This is a genomic window from Pseudoalteromonas sp. Scap25 (assembly GCF_013394125.1).
Taxonomy (GTDB): domain Bacteria; phylum Pseudomonadota; class Gammaproteobacteria; order Enterobacterales; family Alteromonadaceae; genus Pseudoalteromonas.
In genome coordinates this window covers 2,995,010-3,018,469 of record NZ_CP041327.1, presented here as the reverse complement: position 1 = coordinate 3,018,469, position 23,460 = coordinate 2,995,010, and the positions used below count along the sequence as shown (strand labels likewise).

The 23,460-nt window shown below is 39.2% G+C and carries 23 protein-coding genes and 1 tRNA gene; 15 read left to right on the top strand and 9 right to left on the bottom strand.

From position 1 onward, the window contains the following. Window positions 1-80: 80 nt before the first annotated feature. From hflK to FLM54_RS13915, 4 genes are all read left to right on the top strand, one after another. Window positions 81-1,250, top strand: a complete 1,170-nt coding sequence (gene hflK / locus FLM54_RS13930) for an FtsH protease activity modulator HflK (protein WP_010391686.1) — start codon at window positions 81-83, stop codon at window positions 1,248-1,250. Window positions 1,251-1,255: 5 nt separating this feature from the next. Next, a complete protein-coding gene (gene hflC / locus FLM54_RS13925) occupies window positions 1,256-2,134 on the top strand; it encodes a protease modulator HflC (RefSeq protein ID WP_010391687.1) in 879 nt (292 codons plus the stop codon). Between the two features lie 208 nt (window positions 2,135-2,342). Then, window positions 2,343-3,656 carry an adenylosuccinate synthase gene (locus FLM54_RS13920; protein WP_010391689.1) on the top strand — a complete coding sequence of 438 codons (1,314 nt, stop codon included), beginning with the start codon at window positions 2,343-2,345 and terminating at the stop codon, window positions 3,654-3,656. 123 nt (window positions 3,657-3,779) lie between these two features. Next, a complete protein-coding gene (locus tag FLM54_RS13915; RefSeq protein WP_010391690.1) occupies window positions 3,780-4,418 on the top strand; it encodes a tetratricopeptide repeat protein in 639 nt (212 codons plus the stop codon). A 43-nt stretch (window positions 4,419-4,461) separates the two neighbouring features. Here the strand turns inward: FLM54_RS13915 and FLM54_RS13910 are convergent, their stop codons facing one another. After that, complete coding sequence (locus tag FLM54_RS13910; protein ID WP_010391691.1) at window positions 4,462-6,321, bottom strand: cation:proton antiporter; 1,860 nt, start codon at window positions 6,319-6,321, stop codon at window positions 4,462-4,464. 864 nt (window positions 6,322-7,185) lie between these two features. Between FLM54_RS13910 and proB the strand changes: the two genes are divergently transcribed. Next, entirely contained in the window at window positions 7,186-8,292 is a 1,107-nt protein-coding gene (gene proB, locus FLM54_RS13905) for a glutamate 5-kinase (RefSeq protein WP_010391693.1), read from the top strand. Further along, a complete protein-coding gene (locus tag FLM54_RS13900) occupies window positions 8,289-9,536 on the top strand; it encodes a glutamate-5-semialdehyde dehydrogenase (RefSeq protein WP_010391694.1) in 1,248 nt (415 codons plus the stop codon). The genes proB and FLM54_RS13900 overlap by 4 nt, the downstream gene beginning before the upstream one ends. Window positions 9,537-9,714: 178 nt before the next feature. Here FLM54_RS13900 and FLM54_RS13895 read toward each other — a convergent pair. Then, a tRNA-Ala gene (locus tag FLM54_RS13895) sits at window positions 9,715-9,790 on the bottom strand. Window positions 9,791-9,955: 165 nt separating this feature from the next. Between FLM54_RS13895 and FLM54_RS13890 the strand changes: the two genes are divergently transcribed. Both FLM54_RS13890 and FLM54_RS13885 read left to right on the top strand, forming a co-directional pair. Continuing rightward, window positions 9,956-10,342: a hypothetical protein gene (locus tag FLM54_RS13890; RefSeq protein ID WP_138622667.1), complete on the top strand. Its 387-nt coding sequence runs from the start codon at window positions 9,956-9,958 to the stop codon at window positions 10,340-10,342. Window position 10,343: 1 nt separating this feature from the next. Beyond that, entirely contained in the window at window positions 10,344-10,844 is a 501-nt protein-coding gene (locus FLM54_RS13885; protein WP_178956677.1) for a prolyl-tRNA synthetase associated domain-containing protein, read from the top strand. Here the strand turns inward: FLM54_RS13885 and FLM54_RS13880 are convergent. After that, window positions 10,811-11,959 (bottom strand): MFS transporter, encoded by a 1,149-nt coding sequence (locus FLM54_RS13880; RefSeq protein WP_178956676.1) that lies wholly within the window; start codon window positions 11,957-11,959, stop codon window positions 10,811-10,813. The genes FLM54_RS13885 and FLM54_RS13880 overlap by 34 nt on opposite strands. Window positions 11,960-12,153: 194 nt before the next feature. Here FLM54_RS13880 and FLM54_RS13875 point away from each other — a divergent pair, with 194 nt between their 5' ends. The 4 genes from FLM54_RS13875 to FLM54_RS13860 all read left to right on the top strand — a co-directional run bounded on the left by FLM54_RS13875 (window position 12,154) and on the right by FLM54_RS13860 (window position 15,296). Beyond that, the gene (locus tag FLM54_RS13875) at window positions 12,154-12,693 is read left to right on the top strand and encodes a DUF2058 domain-containing protein (RefSeq protein WP_036980338.1); all 540 of its coding nucleotides are present in this window, start codon (window positions 12,154-12,156) and stop codon (window positions 12,691-12,693) included. A 174-nt stretch (window positions 12,694-12,867) separates the two neighbouring features. After that, window positions 12,868-13,191: a c-type cytochrome gene (locus FLM54_RS13870; protein ID WP_036980337.1), complete on the top strand. Its 324-nt coding sequence runs from the start codon at window positions 12,868-12,870 to the stop codon at window positions 13,189-13,191. A 134-nt stretch (window positions 13,192-13,325) separates the two neighbouring features. Then, the gene (locus tag FLM54_RS13865) at window positions 13,326-14,093 is read left to right on the top strand and encodes a class II aldolase/adducin family protein (RefSeq protein ID WP_036980336.1); all 768 of its coding nucleotides are present in this window, start codon (window positions 13,326-13,328) and stop codon (window positions 14,091-14,093) included. A gap of 27 nt (window positions 14,094-14,120) precedes the next feature. Next, on the top strand, window positions 14,121-15,296 hold the full coding sequence (locus FLM54_RS13860) for a mandelate racemase/muconate lactonizing enzyme family protein (protein ID WP_054202652.1): 1,176 nt from the start codon (window positions 14,121-14,123) through the stop codon (window positions 15,294-15,296). A 33-nt stretch (window positions 15,297-15,329) separates the two neighbouring features. On the opposite strand, the gene FLM54_RS13855 is transcribed toward FLM54_RS13860, so the two are convergent. Genes FLM54_RS13855 through FLM54_RS13845 form a run of 3 tightly spaced genes read right to left on the bottom strand, consistent with a single transcriptional unit; the run spans window position 15,330 to window position 17,778 of the window. Then, a complete protein-coding gene (locus FLM54_RS13855; protein WP_178956675.1) occupies window positions 15,330-16,025 on the bottom strand; it encodes a hypothetical protein in 696 nt (231 codons plus the stop codon). 27 nt (window positions 16,026-16,052) lie between these two features. Further along, entirely contained in the window at window positions 16,053-17,087 is a 1,035-nt protein-coding gene (locus tag FLM54_RS13850) for a hypothetical protein (RefSeq protein WP_178956674.1), read from the bottom strand. Window positions 17,088-17,142: 55 nt separating this feature from the next. Next, window positions 17,143-17,778 carry a hypothetical protein gene (locus FLM54_RS13845; protein WP_138604959.1) on the bottom strand — a complete coding sequence of 212 codons (636 nt, stop codon included), beginning with the start codon at window positions 17,776-17,778 and terminating at the stop codon, window positions 17,143-17,145. A 214-nt stretch (window positions 17,779-17,992) separates the two neighbouring features. On the opposite strand from FLM54_RS13845, the gene FLM54_RS13840 reads away from it, so the two are divergent. Together FLM54_RS13840 and FLM54_RS13835 are read left to right on the top strand one after the other, a co-directional pair. Beyond that, on the top strand, window positions 17,993-18,385 hold the full coding sequence (locus FLM54_RS13840; protein WP_138604958.1) for a hypothetical protein: 393 nt from the start codon (window positions 17,993-17,995) through the stop codon (window positions 18,383-18,385). A 23-nt stretch (window positions 18,386-18,408) separates the two neighbouring features. Continuing rightward, a complete protein-coding gene (locus FLM54_RS13835; protein ID WP_178956673.1) occupies window positions 18,409-18,741 on the top strand; it encodes a hypothetical protein in 333 nt (110 codons plus the stop codon). A 46-nt stretch (window positions 18,742-18,787) separates the two neighbouring features. On the opposite strand, the gene FLM54_RS13830 is transcribed toward FLM54_RS13835, so the two are convergent. Further along, window positions 18,788-19,750: an FHA domain-containing protein gene (locus tag FLM54_RS13830; RefSeq protein WP_178956672.1), complete on the bottom strand. Its 963-nt coding sequence runs from the start codon at window positions 19,748-19,750 to the stop codon at window positions 18,788-18,790. Between the two features lie 121 nt (window positions 19,751-19,871). Between FLM54_RS13830 and FLM54_RS13825 the strand changes: the two genes are divergently transcribed. Beyond that, complete coding sequence (locus FLM54_RS13825) at window positions 19,872-22,418, top strand: serine/threonine-protein kinase (protein ID WP_178956671.1); 2,547 nt, start codon at window positions 19,872-19,874, stop codon at window positions 22,416-22,418. 8 nt (window positions 22,419-22,426) lie between these two features. On the opposite strand, the gene FLM54_RS13820 is transcribed toward FLM54_RS13825, so the two are convergent. Continuing rightward, window positions 22,427-22,906, bottom strand: coding sequence for a hypothetical protein (locus FLM54_RS13820; RefSeq protein ID WP_138604954.1), 480 nt, complete (start codon window positions 22,904-22,906; stop codon window positions 22,427-22,429). A gap of 170 nt (window positions 22,907-23,076) precedes the next feature. Continuing rightward, window positions 23,077-23,457, bottom strand: coding sequence for a hypothetical protein (locus FLM54_RS13815; protein ID WP_178956670.1), 381 nt, complete (start codon window positions 23,455-23,457; stop codon window positions 23,077-23,079). Between the last annotated feature and the right edge of the window lie 3 nt (window positions 23,458-23,460).

Genomic DNA, 23,460 nt, shown 5'->3' with positions numbered 1-23,460 from the left:
GTTTTAGTATAAGAAACGCAGAAGATTTGTTAGATTTAACACAATTTCCGAATTTATTTAGATAACAATGGAGTATAGCTATGGCCTGGAATGAACCGGGTAATAATGGCAATGACAAAGATCCGTGGAATAACAAAGGCGGACGTGATCAAGGCCCACCTGATTTAGACGAGGTGTTCCGTAAATTCAGTAACAAGTTTAACGGCTTATTTGGCGGTAAAAAATCCGGCAATGGTAGCGGCGGTGGACTTGGCGGAGCCGGTATTTCATTTGTACTTATTATCGCTGCAATTGTATGGGCGTTAAGCGGTATTTATACGGTGAAAGAAGCTGAGCGCGGCGTCGTTCTTCAATTTGGTAAGTTTGACCGAATTGCAGATCCTGGCTTGCGTTGGAAAATGACCTTTGTTGAAACGGTTATTCCAGTCGATATCGAAGCTGTTCGCTCGTTATCAGCATCAGGTTTTATGCTAACCGAAGATGAAAACGTAGTAAGCGTTGAATTTGAAGTACAGTATCGAGTAATCGACCCTTACTTGTACAAGTTTAGTGTCACTAACGCTGACAGCAGCCTTGAAGAAGCATTAGATAGTGCGCTGCGTTATGTTGTTGGCCATTCAAAAATGGACCAAGTACTGACAAACGGCCGTGAAGTTGTACGTCAAAATACTTGGGATGAGCTAAATCAAATCATCGAACCTTACAACTTAGGTTTAATCGTAACTGACGTTAACTTCAAGGACTCTCGTCCACCAATGGAAGTTAAAGATGCGTTTGATGATGCAATTGCGGCCCAAGAGGATGAGCAACGCTTTATTCGTGAAGCAGAAGCGTATGCCCGTGAAATTGAACCGCGTGCGCGTGGTCAAGTGACTCGTATGACGCAAGAAGCTGAAGGTTACCAAGAACGTATTACTTTAGAAGCGCAAGGTGAAGTGGCCCGTTTTGAGAAATTACTTCCAGAATACCAAGCAGCTAAAGAAGTAACACGTGAGCGTTTATACATAGACACGATGCAAGAAGTGCTAGGTAATAGCTCTAAAGTGTTGGTTGATGTTAAAGGTGGCAACAACATGATGTACCTACCACTTGATAAAATCATGGAAAAACAGGGTTCATCAACACGTATTGCTTTACCTAGCTCAAGCGATATAAACGATTTACGTAACAAGGTAAATACGTCACGCAACAGCACTGTTAATAGTGGTAACGATCGCTTTAACAATGATCGCTTTAACGACGGGAGATAAGCGCAATGAAAAACTTTAGTTTAGTAATCCTATTAGCCGCCATTGTGATGTCTTTTTCGTCGGTGTTCGTGGTCTCTGAAGGGCAAAAGGCGATTGTACTTTTATTTAGTAAAGTGCAAAAAGACAGCGATGATGAAGCTGTAGTTTATGGCCCGGGTTTACACTTAAAAGTCCCATTTTTTAGCCAAGTACGTCGTATTGATGCACGTATTCAAACACTAGATGGCACACCAGATCGCTTTGTAACTAGCGAGAAAAAAGACTTAATCGTTGATTCGTTTGTAAAATGGCGCGTAAACGATTTTAGTTCTTTTTACCTGCGTGCACGTGGTGACAAGCAATATGCTGAAACACTGCTTAAGCAAAAAGTAAATAATGGCCTACGTACTAACTTTGGTACGCGTACTATTCGTGAAATTGTATCTGGTGAGCGTAGCGAGCTGATGGAAGAAGCGTTAGTACAAGCATCTGAAAGTGCTAGTGAGCTGGGTATTGAAGTACTTGATGTGCGTGTTAAGCAAATTAACTTACCACAAGAGGTGAGTAGCTCTATTTACCAACGTATGCGCGCTGAGCGTACTGCAGTTGCTAAAGAACACCGCTCTGAAGGTCAGGAAAAAGCAGAAACAATTCGTGCAGGCGTTGACCGTCGCGTAACAGTAATGCTTGCCGACGCCGAACGTAATGCTCGTTCTGTTCGTGGTCAAGGTGATGCTGACGCTGCTGCGATTTACGCTAGTGCTTATAATAAAGACCCTGAGTTCTTTAGCTTTGTTCGCTCTTTAGAAGCTTACAAGCAAACTTTCAAAGGAAAGCAAGACGTGATGGTGTTATCACCGGATAGCGACTTCTTCCAATACATGAAAGGCGCGAAAGCTCAGTAATCATAGCTTTAGTTAAACTTGAAAGCCCTGCAATTGCAGGGCTTTTTGTTATCTGATTTTTAAGTTTATAAATGACTGTTATTTATGTGATTATTAACGAAACACTGATGTTTACTACCCGCACGAGGAAAAAATAAGCTAAACGGGGTGAACATTGCTTTAGTTTTCTGGTAAAATCTCGTCCTAATTTTCTCTAAGTGAATTTGCAATGGGTAAAAACGTTGTTGTACTAGGCACCCAATGGGGTGACGAAGGTAAGGGTAAGGTAGTTGACCTCCTTACAGATAAAGCATCTTTAGTAGTTCGTTATCAAGGTGGTCATAACGCAGGCCATACTTTAGTGATCGACGGTGAAAAGACAGTTCTACACCTTATTCCATCGGGTGTATTACGTGACAATGTTAAATGTGTGATTGGTAATGGTGTTGTTTTATCACCAGAAGCGCTAATGAAAGAAATTGGCATGCTTGAAGAGCGTGGCGTACCTGTACGTGAACGTCTTTTAATCAGTGAAGCATGTCCGCTAATATTGCCTTTCCATGTTGCATTAGATGTAGCTCGCGAAACTGCGCGTGGCGATAAACCAATCGGTACAACGGGTCGTGGTATCGGTCCAGCGTACGAAGATAAAGTAGCTCGTCGTGGTTTACGTGTTGGTGATTTATTCAATCCTGAATTATTTGCTACTAAGTTAAAAGAAGTATTGGAATACCACAACTTCACATTAGTTAACTACTACAAAGTAGACGCTGTTGACTTCCAAAAAACGTTTGATGATGCAATGGCTGTTGCTGATATTTTAAAAGCAATGGTAGTTGATGTAACTGAGCTTTTAGATCAAACGCGTAACGCCGGTGACAACATCTTATTTGAAGGTGCTCAAGGTACATTACTTGATATCGATCATGGTACTTACCCTTATGTAACATCTTCAAACACCACCGCTGGTGGCGTTGCTACAGGTGCGGGTTTTGGCCCATTACACCTTGATTATGTGCTAGGTATCATTAAAGCGTACACAACACGTGTAGGTTCAGGTCCTTTCCCTACAGAGCTTTACGACGGTCTTGATAAGCAAGACCCAGTCGGTAAGCATTTAGGTGACAAAGGCCATGAGTTTGGTGCTACTACAGGTCGTTTACGTCGTACAGGTTGGTTAGATGCAGTGGCTATGCGCCGTGCAGTCCAAATCAACAGCATTTCAGGATTTTGTTTAACTAAACTTGACGTTTTAGATGGTTTAGAAACACTTAAAATCTGTACTGGTTATAAGCTTGAAGATGGTACTGTGACTAACGTGACGCCATTAGCAGCTGAAGGTTACGATAAAGTAACGCCAGTATACGAAGAAATGCCTGGCTGGTCTGAAAATACAGTGGGTGTAACATCGCTTGAAGGCTTACCTAAAGCGGCAATTGATTACATTAAACGTATTGAAGAAATCACTGGCGTACCTGTTGATATTATCTCTACAGGTCCTGATCGTGTTGAAACGATGATACTTCGTAGCCCATTTGCATAATTGGGTTTATGTTGAAAAAAGCTGCCATGTGCAGCTTTTTTTATGTCTGCAGAAAAGTGACGCTATTAATAGTGGAACGATCTTTGTATATTATTTGGTAAGTTTATTTTTAAAGTGGTTAATATGCGTTTATCTTCTCGTTGCTCAGTGTGGTCATTATCACTACTTACACTTTCTTTATTTAATATAAGCAATAGCTTAGCTGAAGAAAGCCCTGCAGCTGTGCCGCTGTATACTGAATCTGAGTTAATAGCTTTAATTAATGAGAACACTCATCTAGCGCGCGTAAAGGCAGATAATTGCCAGTTAGTGCAAGATATAGAAGCGCGAGCCAATAAAATGGCATTGCCATCATATCAATTCCTATACGGTGATATGCTCGCTTATAAAGTGTGTGTTGAGCGCGATGTTGCTTTAGGTGTATATTACATGAAAAAAGCGGCTGAGCAGGGTTTAGCGGCTGCATTAGAGCAACTAGGTCGCTACTACGACGTTGGGCGGTTGGTCCAAAAAGACAAAACCATGGCAATAACCTACTTACGTGAGGCGTCAGCGCAAGGCAATTTAAAAGCGCAGTTACGATTAGTTGGTTTGTTTAATCAAGGTTATGGTAGTCCAAGAGATTTTGAAGATGCTTATCGTTGGTTGTTTAACACCACGGTAGCTGATAAAGCGACACATAAAAAAATAGAGCGAGCATTAACTAAACTTGCTGAAAAAATGCCAGCCAGTGTCGTTACCCGCGCGCGCTTACCTATGTAAAAAAGCGAGAGTGCTTTTGCCGCACTCTCGCTTTTTTTAGTTATTACTCGTCTTTTTTATTGTCTTTGACTTTGTTATTGGCAGGATCTTTTAATAGCGATATTTTAGGCGGTTGCAATGCAACTACTCGTTCACCCTCTTGTGGTGGCTTTTCCATATCACTAGTAAAAGGCCTCATTTTCACTGGAGCGTCTTCATCACTGTCTTTATCCCCTTTGAGAATAAACAGTGGAATTGCTTCAGGGTTCATTTCTAAATACTGCTGCCAGCTAAATTCTTCAGATATTCGTGTTGCACTCACTTTACCGCCTTTGGCAATAACGCTGCTTAAGCGTGCATATGCTCCGTTTTCACCAAACAGAATTTGTCGTGATAAGAACGTCGCGCTGTCTTTATTTGCTTTAGCATGTGATGAAGATGAGCGTAGTGAAAATACATTTTTTTCATTCAATAAATGAGAAAAATACTGCACCCCTAATGCGTTATGATGACGATTAGGTGAAAGCGCTAAAACACTGCGAATAGTGGTTAAAGGTAAATAGCGTTCAGCATGCTCAGATTGTGGATTACCGTAATAACAAGGCAAACCATCCATACGTGCCATTTTACAGTTTTCCCAAGCAGGATCTGATAAGTGAACGGGAATGTTTTGTTCCTTTAAACCACGAGCAATAGCACGAGATACATGGTTGGCACCAATAATTAAAATAGTATTAGGGGAGGGCTGGCGCACCCCTAGCAACTTAGCAACAGGGATAGCCGTTAAGCTTTGCAGTACCACAGTGACGATAATAACCGTGAATATCAATGGCACCATTTTCTCAGCATCGGCTACACCGGCTTCTATCATACTTAACGCAAATACAGAGCCTACGGCTGCAGCAACTATACCGCGAGGCGCAATCCAAGCCAGCACCAAGCGAGACTTCATTGGTAAATCGGTGCCAAAGGTTGAAATAGCAATACACAACGGGCGCGCAATAAATAGCACAATAGCTAAAAATATAAACACGTCGCTATCTAGCATCATTAAGTCAGATAATTGTAATCTGGCAGCGAGTAAAATAAACAAGGTTGAGATCAAAATCATCGACAGATCTTCTTTAAACTCAAGCACCGAATCTATTTCTAGGTCATCTTGATTAGCTAACCAAATACCAAATACAGTCACGGCCAATAATCCTGACTCATGACTTAAATGGTTTGAAATCGAAAAGCTAATTAACACTAACGCTAAAATGCCAAATTTATGTAGCTCAAATGGCAACCATTCGCGGCGCATCAGTTGCGTTGTGATCCAACCCGAAACCACACCAATACTTAAACCAACCCCAACGGTTTTAACTAGTGCAATTATAGTGTGACTAAGTACTTCACCTTGGCCAACTAACATCACAGCTTCAAATACTAATACCGCAAATAAAGCGCCAATAGGGTCTATGACTATGCCTTCCCAGCGTAAAATACGGTCAATATCTTGAGTGGGTCGCATTGAGTTAAGCAGTGGCGCAATAACCGTCGGTCCGGTTACAACAAGCACAGCGCCAAGCACTGCTGCGACTCGCCAATTTAACTCTAATAACCAATAGGCACTTAAGCTAATAACGACACAGGTCATAAGCATACCAATAGAGCAGAGGTTTCTTACGACTTTACTGATCCCTTTAAGCTCCCGAAAATGCAGTGTTAAAGACCCTTCAAATAAAATCACAGCAACGCTTAAAGACACCACAGGAAAAAGTAAATCGCCTAATAAGGCATCTGGGTCTAATACGCCACTAAATGGCCCTAATAAAAGCCCAGTAAGCAACAAAAACAGAATAGCGGGTACTCTGAACGCCCAGGCGACCCATTGGGCTAGCACCGAACACAATGCAATACCGGCTATATAAATTGCTGACATAGAGTAAAAACTCCTTAATATTAATAATGTTTAAAAGTATAACTGTTACCTACCAGTAGTACAGTGGGTATACACGTGTAAATTCAATTTAGCTAATAAATAATACTTATTTATTTAGTGTTAACGTCATTTTCTAAAATGTTATCAAATTTATAGTCTATATAATTCATATTTATAGTAGTCTAACCACATGATACTTAATACAAAAAACACTAGCTTTAGTAGTGTCGACCTATTCAGCTTGAATTTTAGCCTTGATCTAAGCAGCTACTTTAACGTATTATACTTCGTGTTCGAATAATTAGTTATCTAATCAAGTTTGTAGTTTAAATACTAGATTATGTTAGATATAAACATCTTAACTCTCTTACTGATTGTTTTTGCTTTGTTTTGTTATATTTGAACACACAATATCATTTACCGTACTCTTTGGTATGGTTTTGCTCAAAGTGTTTATTTGCTCAATGCAGATAAATAAAAGTTTGAGTTGAACTATTACCTTTCAATATTTAATCCCCATCGTGGCGATTAAATCTCGGTCCTTAAGTCATCACCCTATCTGTTGGTGTACCAGACTTAAGAGGCTCTATGTATGTTGTTAATAAAAAGGCCGCACACAGCTTTTTACAGCGATACATAAACAACACTTTATATTTTTTTAGTTAGTACGATCCGATTTATTTATTGGGTTAATACTATTTATTTTTTGCATCTCAATTTAAAACGCTAGTTTTAGAGACGGTGTACGTGTGTGTAAAAAGTGTGGGCAATGATAAATAAATTCGACGCTGTGTTTATAAACATGGCGACCTGGTTTCATTCATCTATGTGATGAATACAAATTAAATGGAAAGTTGAGCACTTATGCAAAAGTTAAATTGGCGACGTATCGTACTTAAAGTGGGCAGTGCCTTAATTGCACCCGATCAAGATGGCTGTCGTTCACGTTATTTATTAACCATCGCACAGTTTATTGTCCGCTGTCGCGCACGTGGAATTGAGGTTATTTTAGTTTCATCTGGTTCTGTAGCGGCTGGCTCACATTTATTTCCATCAGACCAACCTCGTTCAGTGGTAATGAAAAAAGCGATGGCTGCAGCAGGGCAAACAGAAATGATGGCCATGTGGGATCGTTTCTTTGATTTTCCATCAGCACAGCTATTATTAACTCATGGTGATTTACGTGACCGTGAGCGTTACCAGAGTATCCGTGAAACCGTATTTACATTGCTAGAACACGGCGTGCTACCTATCATTAATGAAAATGATGCAGTAACAACAGATGATTTAAAAGTGGGTGATAACGATAATTTATCAGCCATGGTTGCAGCAGCCGCTGATGCAGATGCATTAATGATTTTCTCTGATGTAGATGGCTTGTATGATAAAAACCCAAATCTGCATGACGATGCCGTATTATTGCCTGAAATAAAATCAATTGATGATTCTATTTATGCTATGGCAGGATGTGCTACCAGTGCGGTAGGTACAGGTGGTATGAAAACCAAGATTGAAGCGGCAGAGAAAGCCACTTCACATGGTATTGCAACTTACATTATTAATGGCTTTAAAGAAGAAACCTTTACTCGCTTGTTAGCCGGTGAAAACCCAGGTAGCGTATTCTTGCCTTATGAAAAACCAATGCAAGATTCTATTCACTGGATGACACATACCGCCAATGAGCAGGGGGAAGTCGTTGTTGAAGGGTCATTTGATGACTCATTAGAAGGTGAAGACGGTTGCTTACGTGGCGATGAGATCAGAGAAGTACATGGCGAGTTTGCTGTGGGCGATACTATCTTAGTTCGCAGTGAAGATGGTACGCGTTTAGCTAAAGCCACAGCAAATTACAGTAGCTGCTTGTTAAACTTTATTGCAGATAACGAGCAGAGTGAATTCAGCGAAAAAATGCAGGATTCGATTGGACCAATTATTTCAGAAAAAGATATCGCATTATTGGAGAAGTCATGAGTTTAATTACGGATATATCACGCCAGGCAGCAAAGGCTGCACATACACTTGCTTTACTCGATACCGAGACTAAAAACAAAGTGTTAACCGATATGGCAGCGGCATTAAGAGAGCAAAAAGAATTTATAATCAAAGAAAATGAAAGTGACCTAAGCGCAGCACGCGACAATAATTTAGCAGCATCAATGATTGACCGTTTAACATTGAATGATGAGCGTATTGAAGCCATGGCTGAGGGTATCGAAGTGATTGTTTCATTAGATGATCCTGTTGGCCAGTTACGTGACATTACTGAACGCCCAAATGGTATTAAAATTCGTAAAATGCGTGTACCACTTGGCGTAGTATGTATGATTTATGAAGCGCGTCCTAATGTAACGGCTGACGCAGGTGCATTGTGCTTTAAGTCAGGTAACGGTGTTATTTTACGCGGTGGTAAAGAAGCGCTGAAAAGCTCACAAGCCATTGCCAGTGTAATGCATAGCGTGCTTACAAAACATGGTCTACCAACTGCGCTAATTTCAGTGATTCCTGATCCTGACCGTGCTTTACTAATGGAATTGATGCAACAACGCGATAGCATTGACTTAATCATCCCTCGTGGTGGTGAAGGCCTAATTAACTATGTTACTGAAAACAGCACAATCCCAGTTATTCAGCATTTTAAAGGCGTTTGTCATTTATATGTAGATAAAGATGCTGATTTAGAAGTAGCACTAAATTTACTGCTTAATGGTAAGACTCAGCGTACTGGTGTATGTAATGCACTTGAGGGTTTAGTGGTACACCAAGATGTAGCTGATGAGTTTTTAAATCTGTGTGCAGTTGTACTTCGTCAAGAAGGTGTAAAAATTAATGCTGACGCCAAAGCGGCTGAATATTTTGATAATGCCACTGTACTTGCTGATAACGAATTTGGTGAAGAGTACTTAGACTTAGAGTTAGCAATTCGTATTGTGCCAAGTTTTGATGCAGCCGTTGAGCACATTGCTCAATTCGGTTCAAATCATACTGAAGTTATCTGTACTAAGGACGATGCGGCGGCAGAGTTATTCCAACGTAGTGTTGATGCGTCGGTTGTTATGGTTAATGCGTCATCACGCTTTTCTGATGGCTCACAACTAGGCTTAGGTGCAGAGATTGGTATTGCAACGACTAAGTTACATGCTTATGGCCCTATGGGACTTGAGTCATTAACCACTGAAAAATATTTAGTTAATGGTGTTGGTCAAGTTCGCGAATAACTAACCCAACTCAATAAATAATAAAAATGCCGGGCTTTGCTCGGCATTTTTGATCTCGATTTAGCAAAATTAAACACTTAAGCAAACAAAGAGATTAAAAAATACAAAGCATTATTAACAGAGAGGTTTATTTAGAATATAAAAATAAGGATATTACTTAAAGGAGAGGGTAGGAAAGTGGTGGAGCTAAGCAGGATCGAACTGCTGACCTCCTGCGTGCAAGGCAGGCGCTCTCCCAGCTGAGCTATAGCCCCACATTCCTAATTTACATGTACTGTAAATGCTTAAGTGCTGAGTCTTAAGCGGGGTGAACTTTAAATATTTTTACGTTTTCGGTCAAGTATTTTTTCACAAATTTTTCCGTTTTAACTAATTTTTGTTAAACTCAGCCTCAATATTTACTAAAACGACAATACATAATGAAAAAATACGCTTTAGTTTTCATGATTTTCCTTTTTGGCTGTGCCAGCTCGGTAGATGAGCCTCCCTATGAAATTAATAATCAACAATTTTATGACACTGTTGATGATCAAGGTAACAAGCTTTTTGCCTATGTGGTCTCTGTAAAGGCTAAGAGCCGTGAGCAAATTAATATTAATAAAAAGCTAACCCGAAGCGATGTAAAGCGTTTTGCCGAACAAGAGCACTTTGAAGAGTCGAGCGTGCTTAAGTTACAATTAGAAGATCAAGCGGTAGAGTTTCTTAATAAAGAGCTTGCACAACGTAACTATTGTGCAGATAAGCATGAAATAAACGAAGTGCTATGGCGAGATTTAAGTGTGCAATTAAGAGGGCGTTGTTTGTAGTATGTTAGCGGATAAACAAAAATTAGCGACGGTGTTAGCCCAACTTGATATTAACTATGACGTGATTGAGCATCCAGCGTTGCATGGTAGCTTAGATGCTGACGAGCTGATGGTGAATCGCCCAGGAACACGTTTAAAAAATCTTTTTTTGCGAGATAACGAAGGTAAGCGCCATTTTTTAGTGATCACCGCGCATGATAAACAACTCGATTTAAAATCGTTGTCTAAACAGCAAGGGCTATCGCGTTTAGGGTTTGCCTCTAATGAGCGCTTGGCTAAGTACTTAAAAGTTGCACCAGGTTGTGTGTCAATGCTCAGCTTAATGAACGATAAGCAACGAGATGTAACGCTTTGGCTTGATCAGGATATTTGGTTTGGCGATTTATTTCATTGCCATCCATTTGAAAACACCCAAACGTGGTTATTAACTAAGCCTGATTTACTGCGTTTTTTTGATTTTACTGAACATCAGCCGCGGGTGATGTTTTTACCCTCGCGCTGAGCCCACAAAATAAGACCCAGCCCACATAAGCAAACCGCAAGAAGTGTTGCCATAAATGCGGTTTGCCCGTGTGCTTGATAAACCACCCCAGGTAATAACGATCCTAGTGCGCCACCGCTATAATAAAATGACACGTAACAACCATTAGTAACACTCGGTGGAGCGTGACTAATTTTATTAACCAATGGTGCCGCTGTTGAATGAATTACAAACATAGCGCCACAAAAGAGTGTGAATGCAATTAAAAACAACATCAGTGAATGACTCATTAATAACACAATACTGAGGTTATAAAACAGGAATACCAATGCCAATAAGCGCCAAGCTGAGGTCATTTTTTTTAATAACCACGGGGTAAAAATAGAGGCTAACGCGCCAATTAAATAACCACTATAAACTAAGCCAATGTCGCGGGTGTTATTAATTAAAAAGGTATTTTTTAAAATAAAAGGCAAGTAGTTTAATAATGCGGCAAAGCAAAAAAACATACAAAATATGGCACCATAAAGTTTAAGTACCGAGCCTTCTTTAAGTTGTTTCATATAATCTAAAGGTGATAACACCTCACTAGAGCTACTCAGGACAAAGCGTTTATGGGGGATGCTAAGCGAGAGTATTATCAACATGGCAGCAATTAAGTAATAAAAACTTTGCCATGACCACAAGTCGCTAAAGAGCGCAGCCAATATTCGGCCAAAATAACCACCGACAATAGTACTACCAATATAAAGAGTCATATTTTTTTGTAATGTATCGGCTTGATAGCTCATACCAATATAACTGGTCATTGCGGTTAAAGCGGCAGGTAAAGTCAGCCCTTGTAAAAACCGAACAAGTAACAGTAGCTCAAAACTAGGGGCATAAATAAATAATAAACAGCCGACACCGAGTAATAACATTGCGATGCGTAAAATTAATAATGGGTTTCGCTTGGCTAGAAACAACCCATACACCAAAGGGGCAATGGCTAAAGGCAGCATAGTGGCAGTCATTAAGCTGCCTGCAATGGCAGGCGCTACATTAAATTCGGTGGCAAATAAACTTAATAATGGCTGTGGTGCGTATAAGACAAAAAAAATAAAAACAGAACAAAGGAGTAAGTGAGATAAGCGCATTGACTGCCGTTAACATTGCTTATTAGTTGAGTCGCATTATATACAAAACTGCTAGGGTTTTCATAAATTAACCTTTATTGCGCTAAATCATGCTTTGTTTTCAGTAGTTTGTTAGATTAATACCAATAGCGCTGTTATTTACGCTCGTTGGTGATTAAAATAGCATTAATATTCGTTTTTAGTGGGAACACGCCATGGGGTCACTACAAGAGCAATTGCTCCAAGCTGGTTTAACAACATCACATAAAGCCAAAGTTGCTAAATCAGAAAAGCGCAAGCAACAGAAAAAGCAAAAGAAGGGAGCGACAAGCAACCCAAATGATTTGCAAAAGCATATTCAGCAAACCAAGCTTGAGCAGCAGCAAAAAGCCGAAGAGCTTAACAAAACGCGCCAAGAAGAATTAAAGCAACGTGAGCAGGTAGCCCGTGTTAAGCAAATTTTAGAGCATCACAATCAAGAGTCAATTCGTGGTGAGCGTACCTTTAACTTTACTTATGAAAATAAAGTAAAGGGCCTTGATGTGAATGAGCAAACGCAAAAGGCGCTCTCGGGCGGACGTTTAGCAATTTGTGTATTAGAAGGCCAGTTTTACGTATTAGAAGACGAGCCTGCACGCAAAGTGGCTGAGGTTGATGAAAAGTATATTGTGTTTCATGTTGAACCTGAGAACAAAGCCAAGGACGAAGACGATCCGTACGCTGATTTTGAAGTACCAGACGATCTTATTTGGTAAGGTGTTATTAAGTATCTGCTCAGCTAAGGCAAGCTAATATTTGTTTTATGAGGGATACACGTATTTGTTCTGATTGATCGTCAAACCTTATCAAGGACGTATGCTTTTTAAAGATTTATTGACTACAATTATCACAACCGTTTTTTTTAACCGTAAAAAAGAAGAGTAAATACAATGAGCAAGATAAAAACACTTTTATTAGGCGCGGGTATTGGTTTAGCCGCAAGTTTTTCATTTTCAGCCGCCGCTGCTGATGGCGCTGCACTTTATACCGCTAAAAACTGTCAAACATGTCATGGTGCAGATGGTAAAGCACCTATCATGGCGATGTACCCTAAGCTAAATGGTCAAAACAAAGAGTATTTAGTAGCGCAAATGAAAGACATTAAGTCAGGCGCTCGTAACAACGGTATGTCTATGGCAATGAAAGCAATGGTTGCGACTGTGACTGATGAAGAGTTTGAAGCGATTGCCGATTACCTATCAAAAGTACAATAATCGCTAACGAAACCTTAAAAGAGCCACACCTTTGTGTGGCTTTTTTATTTGGTGATTGCCATCATGCGAATACTCATTTAGACTTCTAAACATCTACTATTACTAGCGTTATGCTGTGTTTTAAAAGGCTTGTTATGTTTGATTTACCCCAGCTCGATTTAAAAAATAAAGTATCAGAACAAGAGTGGCAACTACGTGTTGATTTAGCCGCATGTTATCGATTAGTTGACCATTTTCGTTGGGGGGATTTAATCTATACGCACCTTTCTGCTCGCCTACCGGGTACGGATCATTATTTAGTAAACGCGTTCGGTTTAACGTTTGATGAGATCACTGCATCTAACTTAGTTAAAGTTGATTTAAATGGCCGCATTATTGACGACACTCCATTTGATATTAACCCTGCGGGGTTCACCATTCACAGTGCCATTCATGAAGTACGCGAGGATGCCCATTGCGTAATACACCTACACACTAAAGAAACCATTGCAGTTGCAACACAAAAAGAAGGGCTGTTACCGTTAAGTCAGTATTCGATGTTTTCATTACCCTCTCTGTCATACCATGGTTATGAAGGCCTAGCGGTGAATGATGATGAGCGTAAACGCCTGCAAACAGATTTAGGTAGCACCAACCATATGCTATTGGTGAATCATGGCGGCTTAACGGTAGGGCCAACAGTTGGTGATGCGTTTATGCGCTTTTATGACCTTCAACGTGCCTGTGAAATACAGTTAGCTATTCAATCAAGTGCACAAGAAGCGATTGCAGTACCACAAGCTATTATTGATAACATTTATAATCAAGCGAACGTTGTTCACAGCGGCAGTACTGGGGGGCAGCTAGCATGGCCTGCCATGTTACGAAAAGCGTATCGTCTTGACCCAAGTTTTGCAAAATAACCGATAAAGGTTAATAAGGAATTTTTTATGAAAGTAAATCGCGTTGAAGTCTTTGACATTCATTGTCCTGAGCGTCCTGCATGGACGCCGGTATTTGTTCGCATTCATACCGATGAAGGGATTAGCGGTGTAGGTGAAGCCGGTCTTGCTTATGACTTAGGTCACAGCGCTGCCGCTGCGATGATCAAAGAAATGGCCGATGCCTTTTTAATTGGCCATGACCCGTTTCAAACTGAAAAACTATGGTCACGTATGTTGCGTGAAAGCTTTTGGGGTTTAGGTGGTGGGCCGGTAGTTTATGCTGCAATGAGTGCGATTGATACTGCGCTTTGGGATATAAAGGGTAAAGCATTGGGTTTACCTGTGTATCAGTTGCTTGGTGGTAAAGTTAACGACAAACTACGTACTTATGCATCGCAGTTACAGTTTGACTGGGACAGTGAGTTTAAAGCGCTGGTACAGCCACAAGAATATGCCGAAGCGGCACTAAAAGCAGTAGCGGAAGGTTACGATGCGGTAAAGGTTGACCCAATTCAATACGATAAAGACGGCAACACCTATTACGATCGCACAAATATTATTTCTCGCCCAGAAATGAAACTATACCGCGCTCGTATGCAGGCTATTCGTGAAGCTGTGGGTGATGAAGTTGACATTATTTTTGAATGCCACAGTTTACCTGGTGCGACATCAGCAATTCAAATTGGTGAGATTGCAGAAGAATTTGATTGTATGTATTTTGAAGAGCCGGTGAATTATTTAAACCACTCATTACATGCCAAAGTGGCTGATAAAGTGGCTGTGCCTATTGCAGGCGGCGAGCGCTTATATAACCGTTGGGGCGTGCGTCCATATTTAGAAGATCAAAGCATTGATGTACTCCAGCCAGATATTGGTTTATGTGGTGGCTTTACTGAAACTAAAAAAGTATGTGATTACGCAGATATTTTTGACGTGCGTATTCAGGCACACGTGTGTGGTGGGCCGGTTGCAACCGCGGCAGCATTACATTTAGAAACAGCAATCCCTAACTTTTTAATTCATGAACATCATACTTATGCGATTAAAAAGTGGAACAGAGAGCTGTGCTTACAAGATCCACAACCTAAAAATGGCTTTTTTGAAGTATCAGAAGAACCAGGCCTTGGGATTGAGCTTAACGATGAAATTGTAATGCGCTCACAACGTGTTGAGATAAAGTAAAAGCGTTTGTGTAATGCCCCGTTAATCGGGGTATTACCTGATTACTTTGAGGCGATTGTTAATGTTTAAGATGGCTTCACATTCGGTAGTATCATTAAATGAAACGAGTACAGCTCTCTCTAGCCATGATTCGCGGTCAATTATTTCTCCCCATTTAACGGAACCAAAAGATAAATAAAACTTAAAAGGTGGTACAGGCCACATAAATGCCAAATTAGGTTGGGTATTAACTAAGAATAACCCTGAACCCGAAAGCCCTATTCCAATACCTGCAGCAATGTGAGGGGATGTAGTTTTTGAGTTAGGTACTTCAGAATCACAGTTGATCGTTATTTGATCATTGTTGCTTTTTTCAAGTTTGCTAAAACAGTAAGTTAGCTGCTTTTTATTATATTGTAATGTCGTACATCCTTTTTCAGGCGGGTTAATGTCAAGACATTGAGATGCAGCGGCGTTTATTTTAATGCTTCGACTTAATGATAAAAAATTAGGTTCCCTAACATCGCAAATAACGCCAGATTGTAAATGTCTTCCAGGTTGTGACCAAATAACATTGAAGATATCGCTCCATGAAAATCTTATCATCGTATTTGGTTCAGCATATTTGACCATCCATGCAAGTGTATAGAATGAACTATTTTGGGCTTGCTCTTCAGGTAAGGCCATAAATACACAAAAACTAGTTGCATTGCTGGAGTTATTTTTAACTTTTAAAGTATAGTTAGTCATTGCTCTGGCACACCTTCCTAAAAGATATCAAGCCCACTTAATTGTAAATAATTCTGCAATATTGATTGGACGTGTTTCAAGGTCACCCTCTGTCGTGATCTGAGTTTGAGTACTCGCTGCAAGATTAACACCATAGGCTGGACTTCCTTTTTCAGGATTAAGCATATTCACAGGCTTAAAAGTAATGGTATGTTGATGCTCTTTAAATATATCGGGCTCTGTTGTACCCACTAGGTCACCAATATTATTCGAATCACCTGACATTTTACGTTGTTTGGCATTTTTATCTCTACCGGCTGAGTTATCCCAAGCACGGCTGAAATATCCTCTAAAATCAGGTAATAAAGAAAATTCACCTTGCTTGCCGAAGCGATAGTTAATAACCGAGTTTAGCCGTGTTTGATCACTGTTCAATGCAATTGGTATAGTACATAGAGGTAGTTCTTCTGCTGGTGCTTGTTCTGTTGCTACGTACTGCTTTCGCTCACCAATGACACCTGCAACAATACAAGGCAGACTAGCTAAAGCTATATAGCCCTTGTTTGCGAATATTTTTTTTACAGAAATAACGACAGACGGGGAAGAGCACGAAAGTTCAACAAAAACAGTTTTTGCATCCATTGCAATTTCTAATTCGGTAGATATATTGAGTTCTTGGCTGTTTTGGATTGTGTATGTTCTTTGGGCATATGTAATACCGTCTGACAAGCAAAAGTGTAGCTCGCCTGTTCCTTTAACATTTAACTGTGCCACACAGCTAATGTGTTCAGAGCATAGAGTTTCTTTCCATCTTGGAAACTCGTGAATATTTTGTCGAAAGCTCATTGTGGCGTTTTCTTCTGTACTGGTAACGATTCGACAGCCGTTATTTTCTGAACTAATTTGTGAACCATTACCTGGATCACTGTATATCCAGCCATCGGGGTGGTTATACTTAATAGGTTGTGTATTCGTTTGATTACTAAAATAACGAAAGTCGTAGTTATACACTAAGTTTTTTTGTTGCATTGCAAATAATAAACTATCTATATCATAAGTATGTTGATTATCTAGAGCAGCCATATCTGATTCCCTCCAATTAATGTGTGCGCCATTAATTAGCGCACACAAATTAGCATTAATTTAGTACTAAAACATTTTGGCTATTTAAGGTTGCGCTCTGCGTTAAAATTCCTTGATATGGAATTTCGAGAGCTCTGCCACTGTTCATGATTGTTTGCGTATCTAAAATTTCGCCAGTTTTGAAGTTACCAGCAACAAGGTAATATTTAGGCTTGGGTGTCCATGTTAAATTCATATTCGGTTGCGTACTGACTAAAAAAGTCCCCGCACCACTCATAGCAATACCAATACCCGCAGCAGCTGATGGAGTGGTGTTTGAATTAGGTACTGTCTCGTCACAATTTGTAAAAATACTGCCACTATTACCTTTTACAGGAGAGCTCATGTTAAAGGCATCATTAACATTGTCGTAGCCTAAAGTGACTGTATTCGCACCATCTAAATCAACTCGTTTTGACTGTGATGTTTTACAGATAACGCCAGGGCGAAGCTCTTGACCTGGTCTTGACCAAATTGCACTGTAGTCAATTTCCCAAGCAAATTCGGCAGTTGTTCCTTGATATGCATACTTGCTAAACCAAGCTAATGTGAATACATTACCGCCAACATCTAATGATGGCTTTTCTTGGAAAATTGCAAATCGTGTTGGGTTAGTTGAGTCGTTTTTAACTAATAATTTATAAATAGACATCCTCGTTTCCTTTTAGTTGTGTTACATCGTGTAAGTAAGTGTGTACTTGGTATGTCAACCAAGTCACCAAAAGATAGGTCTTCTAATTAGAGATTGTTATTACGAAGTATTACCTGCACTGTGTAATACTTTGTTATGGAATATTTCTCCCTAGTATCTAGATTGAGAAAGGAAGAGTGACTTCCTATCAATTTAGATTGCAAAGGAGACAGTAATGAAATTAATTAATTCGGTTATCTATAGCAGCTTTATCAGTTACCTATTTATTTCTGCAACTCAGGCAGCTGCAGACCCAATATGTGATGTAACAGCACAATCTTTTGCTCATATTCAGCAAAGGCATTGCACTGCAGGTGTACAAGCCAGTCAATTTTTGCCTCAGTATTGTGCAACAATTCAAGATGCACAACAATTTTGCGAACAAGTACAAAATGCAACTAATAAATCACGAACAGTACAGCCTGATTCTCGTATTAGGTATGATGCTAACCTAGGGATGGTAGTTGGTACTCAGCAAGAGAAGTGCGCCCGCTTGATAATTAAGCCAAATGGAGAGGTTGTTACTCAGTTCCCTGAACTAAATGGTGCACCGGGAAACTGTTTTTAATGTCAATTTTGGAATAGATAATTATGAGAAAGGTCGTTCTATCATCTACAACATTTCATCTCGATGAGCCTGAATTTCAATGCTCTTTGACAGATGAGCTTTGGCATGATGGTTATGAGTATATAACTATGTTAAATGATGCTCCTATACTACAGCGGTTTTGGAAGCATCAATACGGCGTAGAGGCTGAAAATCCAATATCAGTTAGTATGCTTAATCAGCTTACTGAAGAGCTTGATAAGTGTATTGCTTGTTACCCTATGGAAGAGTCGCTTGTGGCATTTAGCCTTGAATTTAAATCATTGATAAATAAGGCTGTTCGCTACAATTGTTCGCTACAAATAATAGCTCAGTAATCGACCAGTGAATGGCTGTAGCTCAGCTCGTTGCCACAGCCATTTCTTAATTTTTAGGCTCTGTTGATTCACAATTCGCCCCCTTTACAATTGTAAAGCACGTCCCTGCAAAACGAACTTTACCTCGTTTACGTTCAATCAAAATATCAGCAGATAATATATTATTGAAAGAGTCCATAAACTGTTTTCGCGCACGGTGGATCTGAATATTGACATGGCTCTCATTAATACCGAGATCGCGTGCTAATTTCTTAACTTGTACCCAGCCCTGTACATCAGGCTCAAATTTATTTTTGATATCAGTCAATTTATTACGAGCCAGCAATAAAGTAAGATAGTGGTGAGAGCGAACATCTAGGTCAACTAATTTATTATGTTGCCTTATTTTTAATTCGGTTTGCTCTTCATCTAAGCTTAAATTGAACATAAATTTAAGGTTATTAATAGACGTAGGACTTAAATTCAGCGTGTTTTCTTGTGATGCCATTTCTGCTTGAAAAAACTGCCACTGCTGTTCTGCGATTATTATTATTTGGCCATCTTTTAAGAGTGTTAATTGGTGAGTTTCTGTATTTTCATAACACCAAGAGAGTCTCTCAGGGTCGTAATAAATAACAGCTTTGGGGTGTTGGCTATCGGGTAAAAAATGATAAGGTTCGAGCAACATACAATGTGTATTTGTTCCATTGACCGGTAGTAAAAGGTCTCTTGGTGGATCGATAGAAGTTAACTGGTAATCTAAGTTATTTATTTCTGAAAAGCTGATGCGATCATTTAGGGCTAATACGGAATTGGTTTGCTTATCAAGTCGTTTACCGTTTAGCCAAATACCATTTTTGCTTAAGTCACGAATGTACCAGTGTGGTTTAACCCACTCTATTACAGCATGAATACGTGTCACTTCTGGGTAGTTTAATAAGGTGTCAACAGAGTGGGCTAGCCGACCAAAACGATGAAAGTCGCGCAGATAAAAGCTCATATTTGAGTTTAACTTAGTCAGTATAGCCATACAGCTCTCTTTTGGTCTTTTAGTAAATAATATTACACTATCATATTGTATATATTGACTTTGCATTTAATTAACATTAAATACTAGACTAATTATTTACATATGATGGATCGAACAGTTTGTGTTAGAGGATTATTACAAACAAATACAAGTTTTGGCGCAAGGAGGAATGAGTACGATATACCTTGCAACAGATCTAGAGTTGAATAGACAAGTAGCCCTCAAAGTTATGAAATTAGCTGGAAATAATACTGAGCGAGCCATCAGCGAAGCAAAGTTAATTGCAAGCTTAAATCACCCAAATATAGTGCAGCTTTATAAGATAATTCATCGGGATGAACAAATTTTATTAGAAATGGAGTATGTTAAAGGAACGACCTTAGCCCATTTAATGAAAGAACAGAGTCTCACTCTTACTAAAAAATTAGAAATACTTATTCATATCAGCGATGGCCTAGCTGCAATTCATGATAAAGGCATACTACATCTCGATTTGAAACCTGCCAATGTATTAGTTAGTGATGAAGACACAGTTAAAATAACAGATTTTGGTATCTCAAAAATTAAAGGAGCTGAAGCGACAAATATAGGCACTGATTATGGCAGTTTAAAGGCAATGTCGCCTGAACAATTGAATAATCAAACTATGGATTTTCGTAGTGATTTGTTTTCACTAGGGCTAATAGCTTATCAATTATTAACAGGCTACCATGCCTATTCAAAACAAGCATCGAGTAATATAGGGCAAGATTTAGCAAAACAAATAATGTCATTTCCTTGTAGCGCAAGTTATGAATCGATCAAAGAGTTATCTGCTGATTTAGTGCCTTTACTTAAACAATTATTAGCATTCAAAGTTGATAAACGACCTGAAAGCGCTCGTGCCGTAGCATCTCAGTTTAGGCGGATTTTAGACTCACTTAGTTTTGAAAGCCTGACTGTCGATGTTAAAAGCTATCAAAATAATAACAACGTAAGTAAACGTTTTTTCAATAGAAGATTATTTCTTACTGTGGCTCTTTGTCTGTTATTGATCGCGGGGAGCTGGCTTTGGTATTCATCAAAACCGATAGAGAGGATAGCTTTGATGCCAGTAGAATTTACAGTGAGTAGCCAAGTTACGGATACACAAAAGCGCTTACTTAGTCTTGGCGTCAAAGATGCAATAACCGAATATGTACTTGCGGATCGCAAGTTTGCTTTAATTTCGAGCAAGGAAGTTACACAAACACAATTAATACTTGGTAATGATGCAGGCCTAAATAATTTAGCTACTGCGCTAAGAGCTACTAAGCTACTGATTCCTGTATTAGATTGTAGTCTTTTGTCTTGTGACTTTACACTAAACGAATTAGATAAAAACGCCACAATGGTAGGCACAACCCGAAGTGCAACAAATAAAGAAAGCTATCTAAATATTTATAACTCAACACTATCTTCAATACAAAACTTGCTTAGCCCAAGCATCCTGTCAAATAGGGAACTGTTATTGTCAGATGAGTTTATCAGGCAATATGTATCTTTAGTTACCCTAACTGCGAATGATTTAGGTAGTACTCAAAAGCAACGTGCCATGGCTGAAGCCTTGTTATCGCAACAGCCAGATTTTAAGCCTTTATATCCTTTATACCGAAAAATAATTTTACGACTTTATAAGTCTTCCAAAAATGTAGCGCTCATAACAAAGTTACAATTTCAACTTGAACGAGCGCCAACTTCATACAGTGACAGTCCTGCTTATTTAATTGACCTACTTGAAATATATCAACAAACGGGGGAGCACATTAAAGCCGAAAAAATTATTAGCAGAATTCAAAACTCATCATTAGAGGAATACCAAAGAGAAACTATTTTGGCTATTTATTTTAAGCGTATAGGTCGCCTTGAAGAATCTTTAAAGCATGCGAAAATGGCATATAAAATAAGGCCAACTTTATTAGCGACAAGAAACCTTGCAATAGCGTATCTCACATCGGGGAAACGTGCTAACGCATTAAAATATTTAAAGGAGGTATTAAGTTATAACCCTAACGATATTGTAACGCTAAAAACAGTCGCTGATGTATATTTGTTATCGGGTGACTTGAAGGCTGCAGAGAATAACTACCAAAAACTGATAGATTCGGGGCGGCAAAGCGCTTCTATTTATAGTAATTATTCAATTACTCTTTCTCTACAAGGTGAGTTTGTCGATGCATTAAATTTTGCTCAAAAAGCGATGATGTTAGATGCCAAAACAACTACCTTACAACTTAACTATGCCGATTTACTTCATTTTAAGGGCCGCTTTACAGAGGCCGAAAGCTTATATTTAGAAGTCAATAAGCAGCTTGATTCTTCGTCGCAGAACGTTGCAGAACAACTTGAAAAAGCACAAGTGTTGATTCATTTAGATAGAAATCAACAAGCAATGAACCAGATTGAACAGCTGTTAGCTACTAATTCTAATTTGGCAGAGGCATACTTTATTAAAGCAATGCTACAAAGCTTGTTGAATGAAAAATACTCGGCGTTAGCATCAATAGAGCAAAGTATAAATTTGGGGTGGAGCCCAGTTTTTTACCGTTTACAATGGTTTAAGGGGTTATGCTCTGAAAATAAGCTGATGAGCTTAATAGGTAAAGAGCATTATAACTTTTTATGTCCAGTAAAAAATAGCGCAGAGTAAGCTCTGTACTAGTGTGGCTCCATATCTTCAATTATAACGCGTGGGTCTTGCGAAAAATAACGCATAAGAGAGTTAACGTCAGTGCTCTTTTTTGCAATTAATCGAAAATTAATTTCATAATTTGTACGTTGATCCAACTGCCCTGATACTACTTTTTTTGGATTCTCAGCCAATAGTTTGTTCAACTCCTGAGATAAGGCTTGATGCGGTAAAATACTAGAAATTGTAATAATTAATGACTTCCCTTCATTGGCAACAAGGCTATTTAGTTGGTAACTAAAGTTATCTTTAGCATCTGAAAAATAGCTGCCATTTTCAGAAAAAGTCCACTCCGATTCGTTTGCTAACTCATAATATAAGTTCAGGCTTCCACCTGTAGTGAGTTCTTTATAGTTGATTTTAATATCTTCAGCGCTAGAGCCTGATTTAGAAATAAACTCCCAAGAGTCATTTTCGTTTGGGATAACGCGAAAGCTAAGATCGTTCATGATAAAAGTCCTGTTTTAAATTTAAAATTTCTTATTTACTCCATGAGCATTTTAACTATAGATGTAATTAAGTATTCCACCAAAAAATAACAATAATTATTTTTGTTCAGAAAAAGTAAAAAAGCTTAACAGGCTTGAGAAACCACGTTCGGCCAGCGCTCTATAATATATTAGTATATCGCCTTGCAACTAACACCAGGTAGTGGCTCAGTAGCTTTACTATCTAAATGTCGGATAAAACATTGCTTACCTTTAATCATTAGTTCAAACTGATCCGGCATATTAAGCTGCTTGCCCATAATCGGATTTCCCTGAGGATCTTTATGATTAAGTCGCTCAAGCGTAACTGTGCTTGAGGTGACAAAAACATCGTCGGCTAATTGAACCTGTGAGCTATGTAGCAGTTGCGTAATCGCATCGGCTACTTTAGCGCTATTCGGCTCAATTAGTAACGCATGCTGTAGCTTAGGTGTGGGTTCTGAGCTTTGTGCTAAGCAACCCGTTAACCCTAATGTCGCTGCAGCCATGCTTATTGCTAATAATATGTTCATTGC

Excerpts from the sequence above, each read along its gene's own strand:
- FLM54_RS13855 (WP_178956675.1), bottom strand. The coding sequence starts at position 16,025 with ATGACTAACTATACTTTAAAAGTTAAAAATAACTCCAGCAATGCAACT.
- FLM54_RS13815 (WP_178956670.1), bottom strand. The coding sequence starts at position 23,457 with ATGAACATATTATTAGCAATAAGCATGGCTGCAGCGACATTAGGGTTA.
- FLM54_RS13910 (WP_010391691.1), bottom strand. The coding sequence starts at position 6,321 with ATGTCAGCAATTTATATAGCCGGTATTGCATTGTGTTCGGTGCTAGCC.
- FLM54_RS13840 (WP_138604958.1), top strand. The coding sequence starts at position 17,993 with ATGAAATTAATTAATTCGGTTATCTATAGCAGCTTTATCAGTTACCTA.
- FLM54_RS13890 (WP_138622667.1), top strand. The coding sequence starts at position 9,956 with ATGAAAAAATACGCTTTAGTTTTCATGATTTTCCTTTTTGGCTGTGCC.
- FLM54_RS13835 (WP_178956673.1), top strand. The coding sequence starts at position 18,409 with ATGAGAAAGGTCGTTCTATCATCTACAACATTTCATCTCGATGAGCCT.
- FLM54_RS13920 (WP_010391689.1), top strand. The coding sequence starts at position 2,343 with ATGGGTAAAAACGTTGTTGTACTAGGCACCCAATGGGGTGACGAAGGT.
- FLM54_RS13865 (WP_036980336.1), top strand. The coding sequence starts at position 13,326 with ATGTTTGATTTACCCCAGCTCGATTTAAAAAATAAAGTATCAGAACAA.
- FLM54_RS13820 (WP_138604954.1), bottom strand. The coding sequence starts at position 22,906 with ATGAACGATCTTAGCTTTCGCGTTATCCCAAACGAAAATGACTCTTGG.
- FLM54_RS13900 (WP_010391694.1), top strand. The coding sequence starts at position 8,289 with ATGAGTTTAATTACGGATATATCACGCCAGGCAGCAAAGGCTGCACAT.
- FLM54_RS13850 (WP_178956674.1), bottom strand. The coding sequence starts at position 17,087 with ATGGCTGCTCTAGATAATCAACATACTTATGATATAGATAGTTTATTA.
- proB (WP_010391693.1), top strand. The coding sequence starts at position 7,186 with ATGCAAAAGTTAAATTGGCGACGTATCGTACTTAAAGTGGGCAGTGCC.
- FLM54_RS13845 (WP_138604959.1), bottom strand. The coding sequence starts at position 17,778 with ATGTCTATTTATAAATTATTAGTTAAAAACGACTCAACTAACCCAACA.
- FLM54_RS13875 (WP_036980338.1), top strand. The coding sequence starts at position 12,154 with ATGGGGTCACTACAAGAGCAATTGCTCCAAGCTGGTTTAACAACATCA.
- hflK (WP_010391686.1), top strand. The coding sequence starts at position 81 with ATGGCCTGGAATGAACCGGGTAATAATGGCAATGACAAAGATCCGTGG.
- FLM54_RS13885 (WP_178956677.1), top strand. The coding sequence starts at position 10,344 with ATGTTAGCGGATAAACAAAAATTAGCGACGGTGTTAGCCCAACTTGAT.
- FLM54_RS13870 (WP_036980337.1), top strand. The coding sequence starts at position 12,868 with ATGAGCAAGATAAAAACACTTTTATTAGGCGCGGGTATTGGTTTAGCC.
- FLM54_RS13880 (WP_178956676.1), bottom strand. The coding sequence starts at position 11,959 with ATGCGCTTATCTCACTTACTCCTTTGTTCTGTTTTTATTTTTTTTGTC.
- hflC (WP_010391687.1), top strand. The coding sequence starts at position 1,256 with ATGAAAAACTTTAGTTTAGTAATCCTATTAGCCGCCATTGTGATGTCT.
- FLM54_RS13830 (WP_178956672.1), bottom strand. The coding sequence starts at position 19,750 with ATGGCTATACTGACTAAGTTAAACTCAAATATGAGCTTTTATCTGCGC.
- FLM54_RS13915 (WP_010391690.1), top strand. The coding sequence starts at position 3,780 with ATGCGTTTATCTTCTCGTTGCTCAGTGTGGTCATTATCACTACTTACA.
- FLM54_RS13860 (WP_054202652.1), top strand. The coding sequence starts at position 14,121 with ATGAAAGTAAATCGCGTTGAAGTCTTTGACATTCATTGTCCTGAGCGT.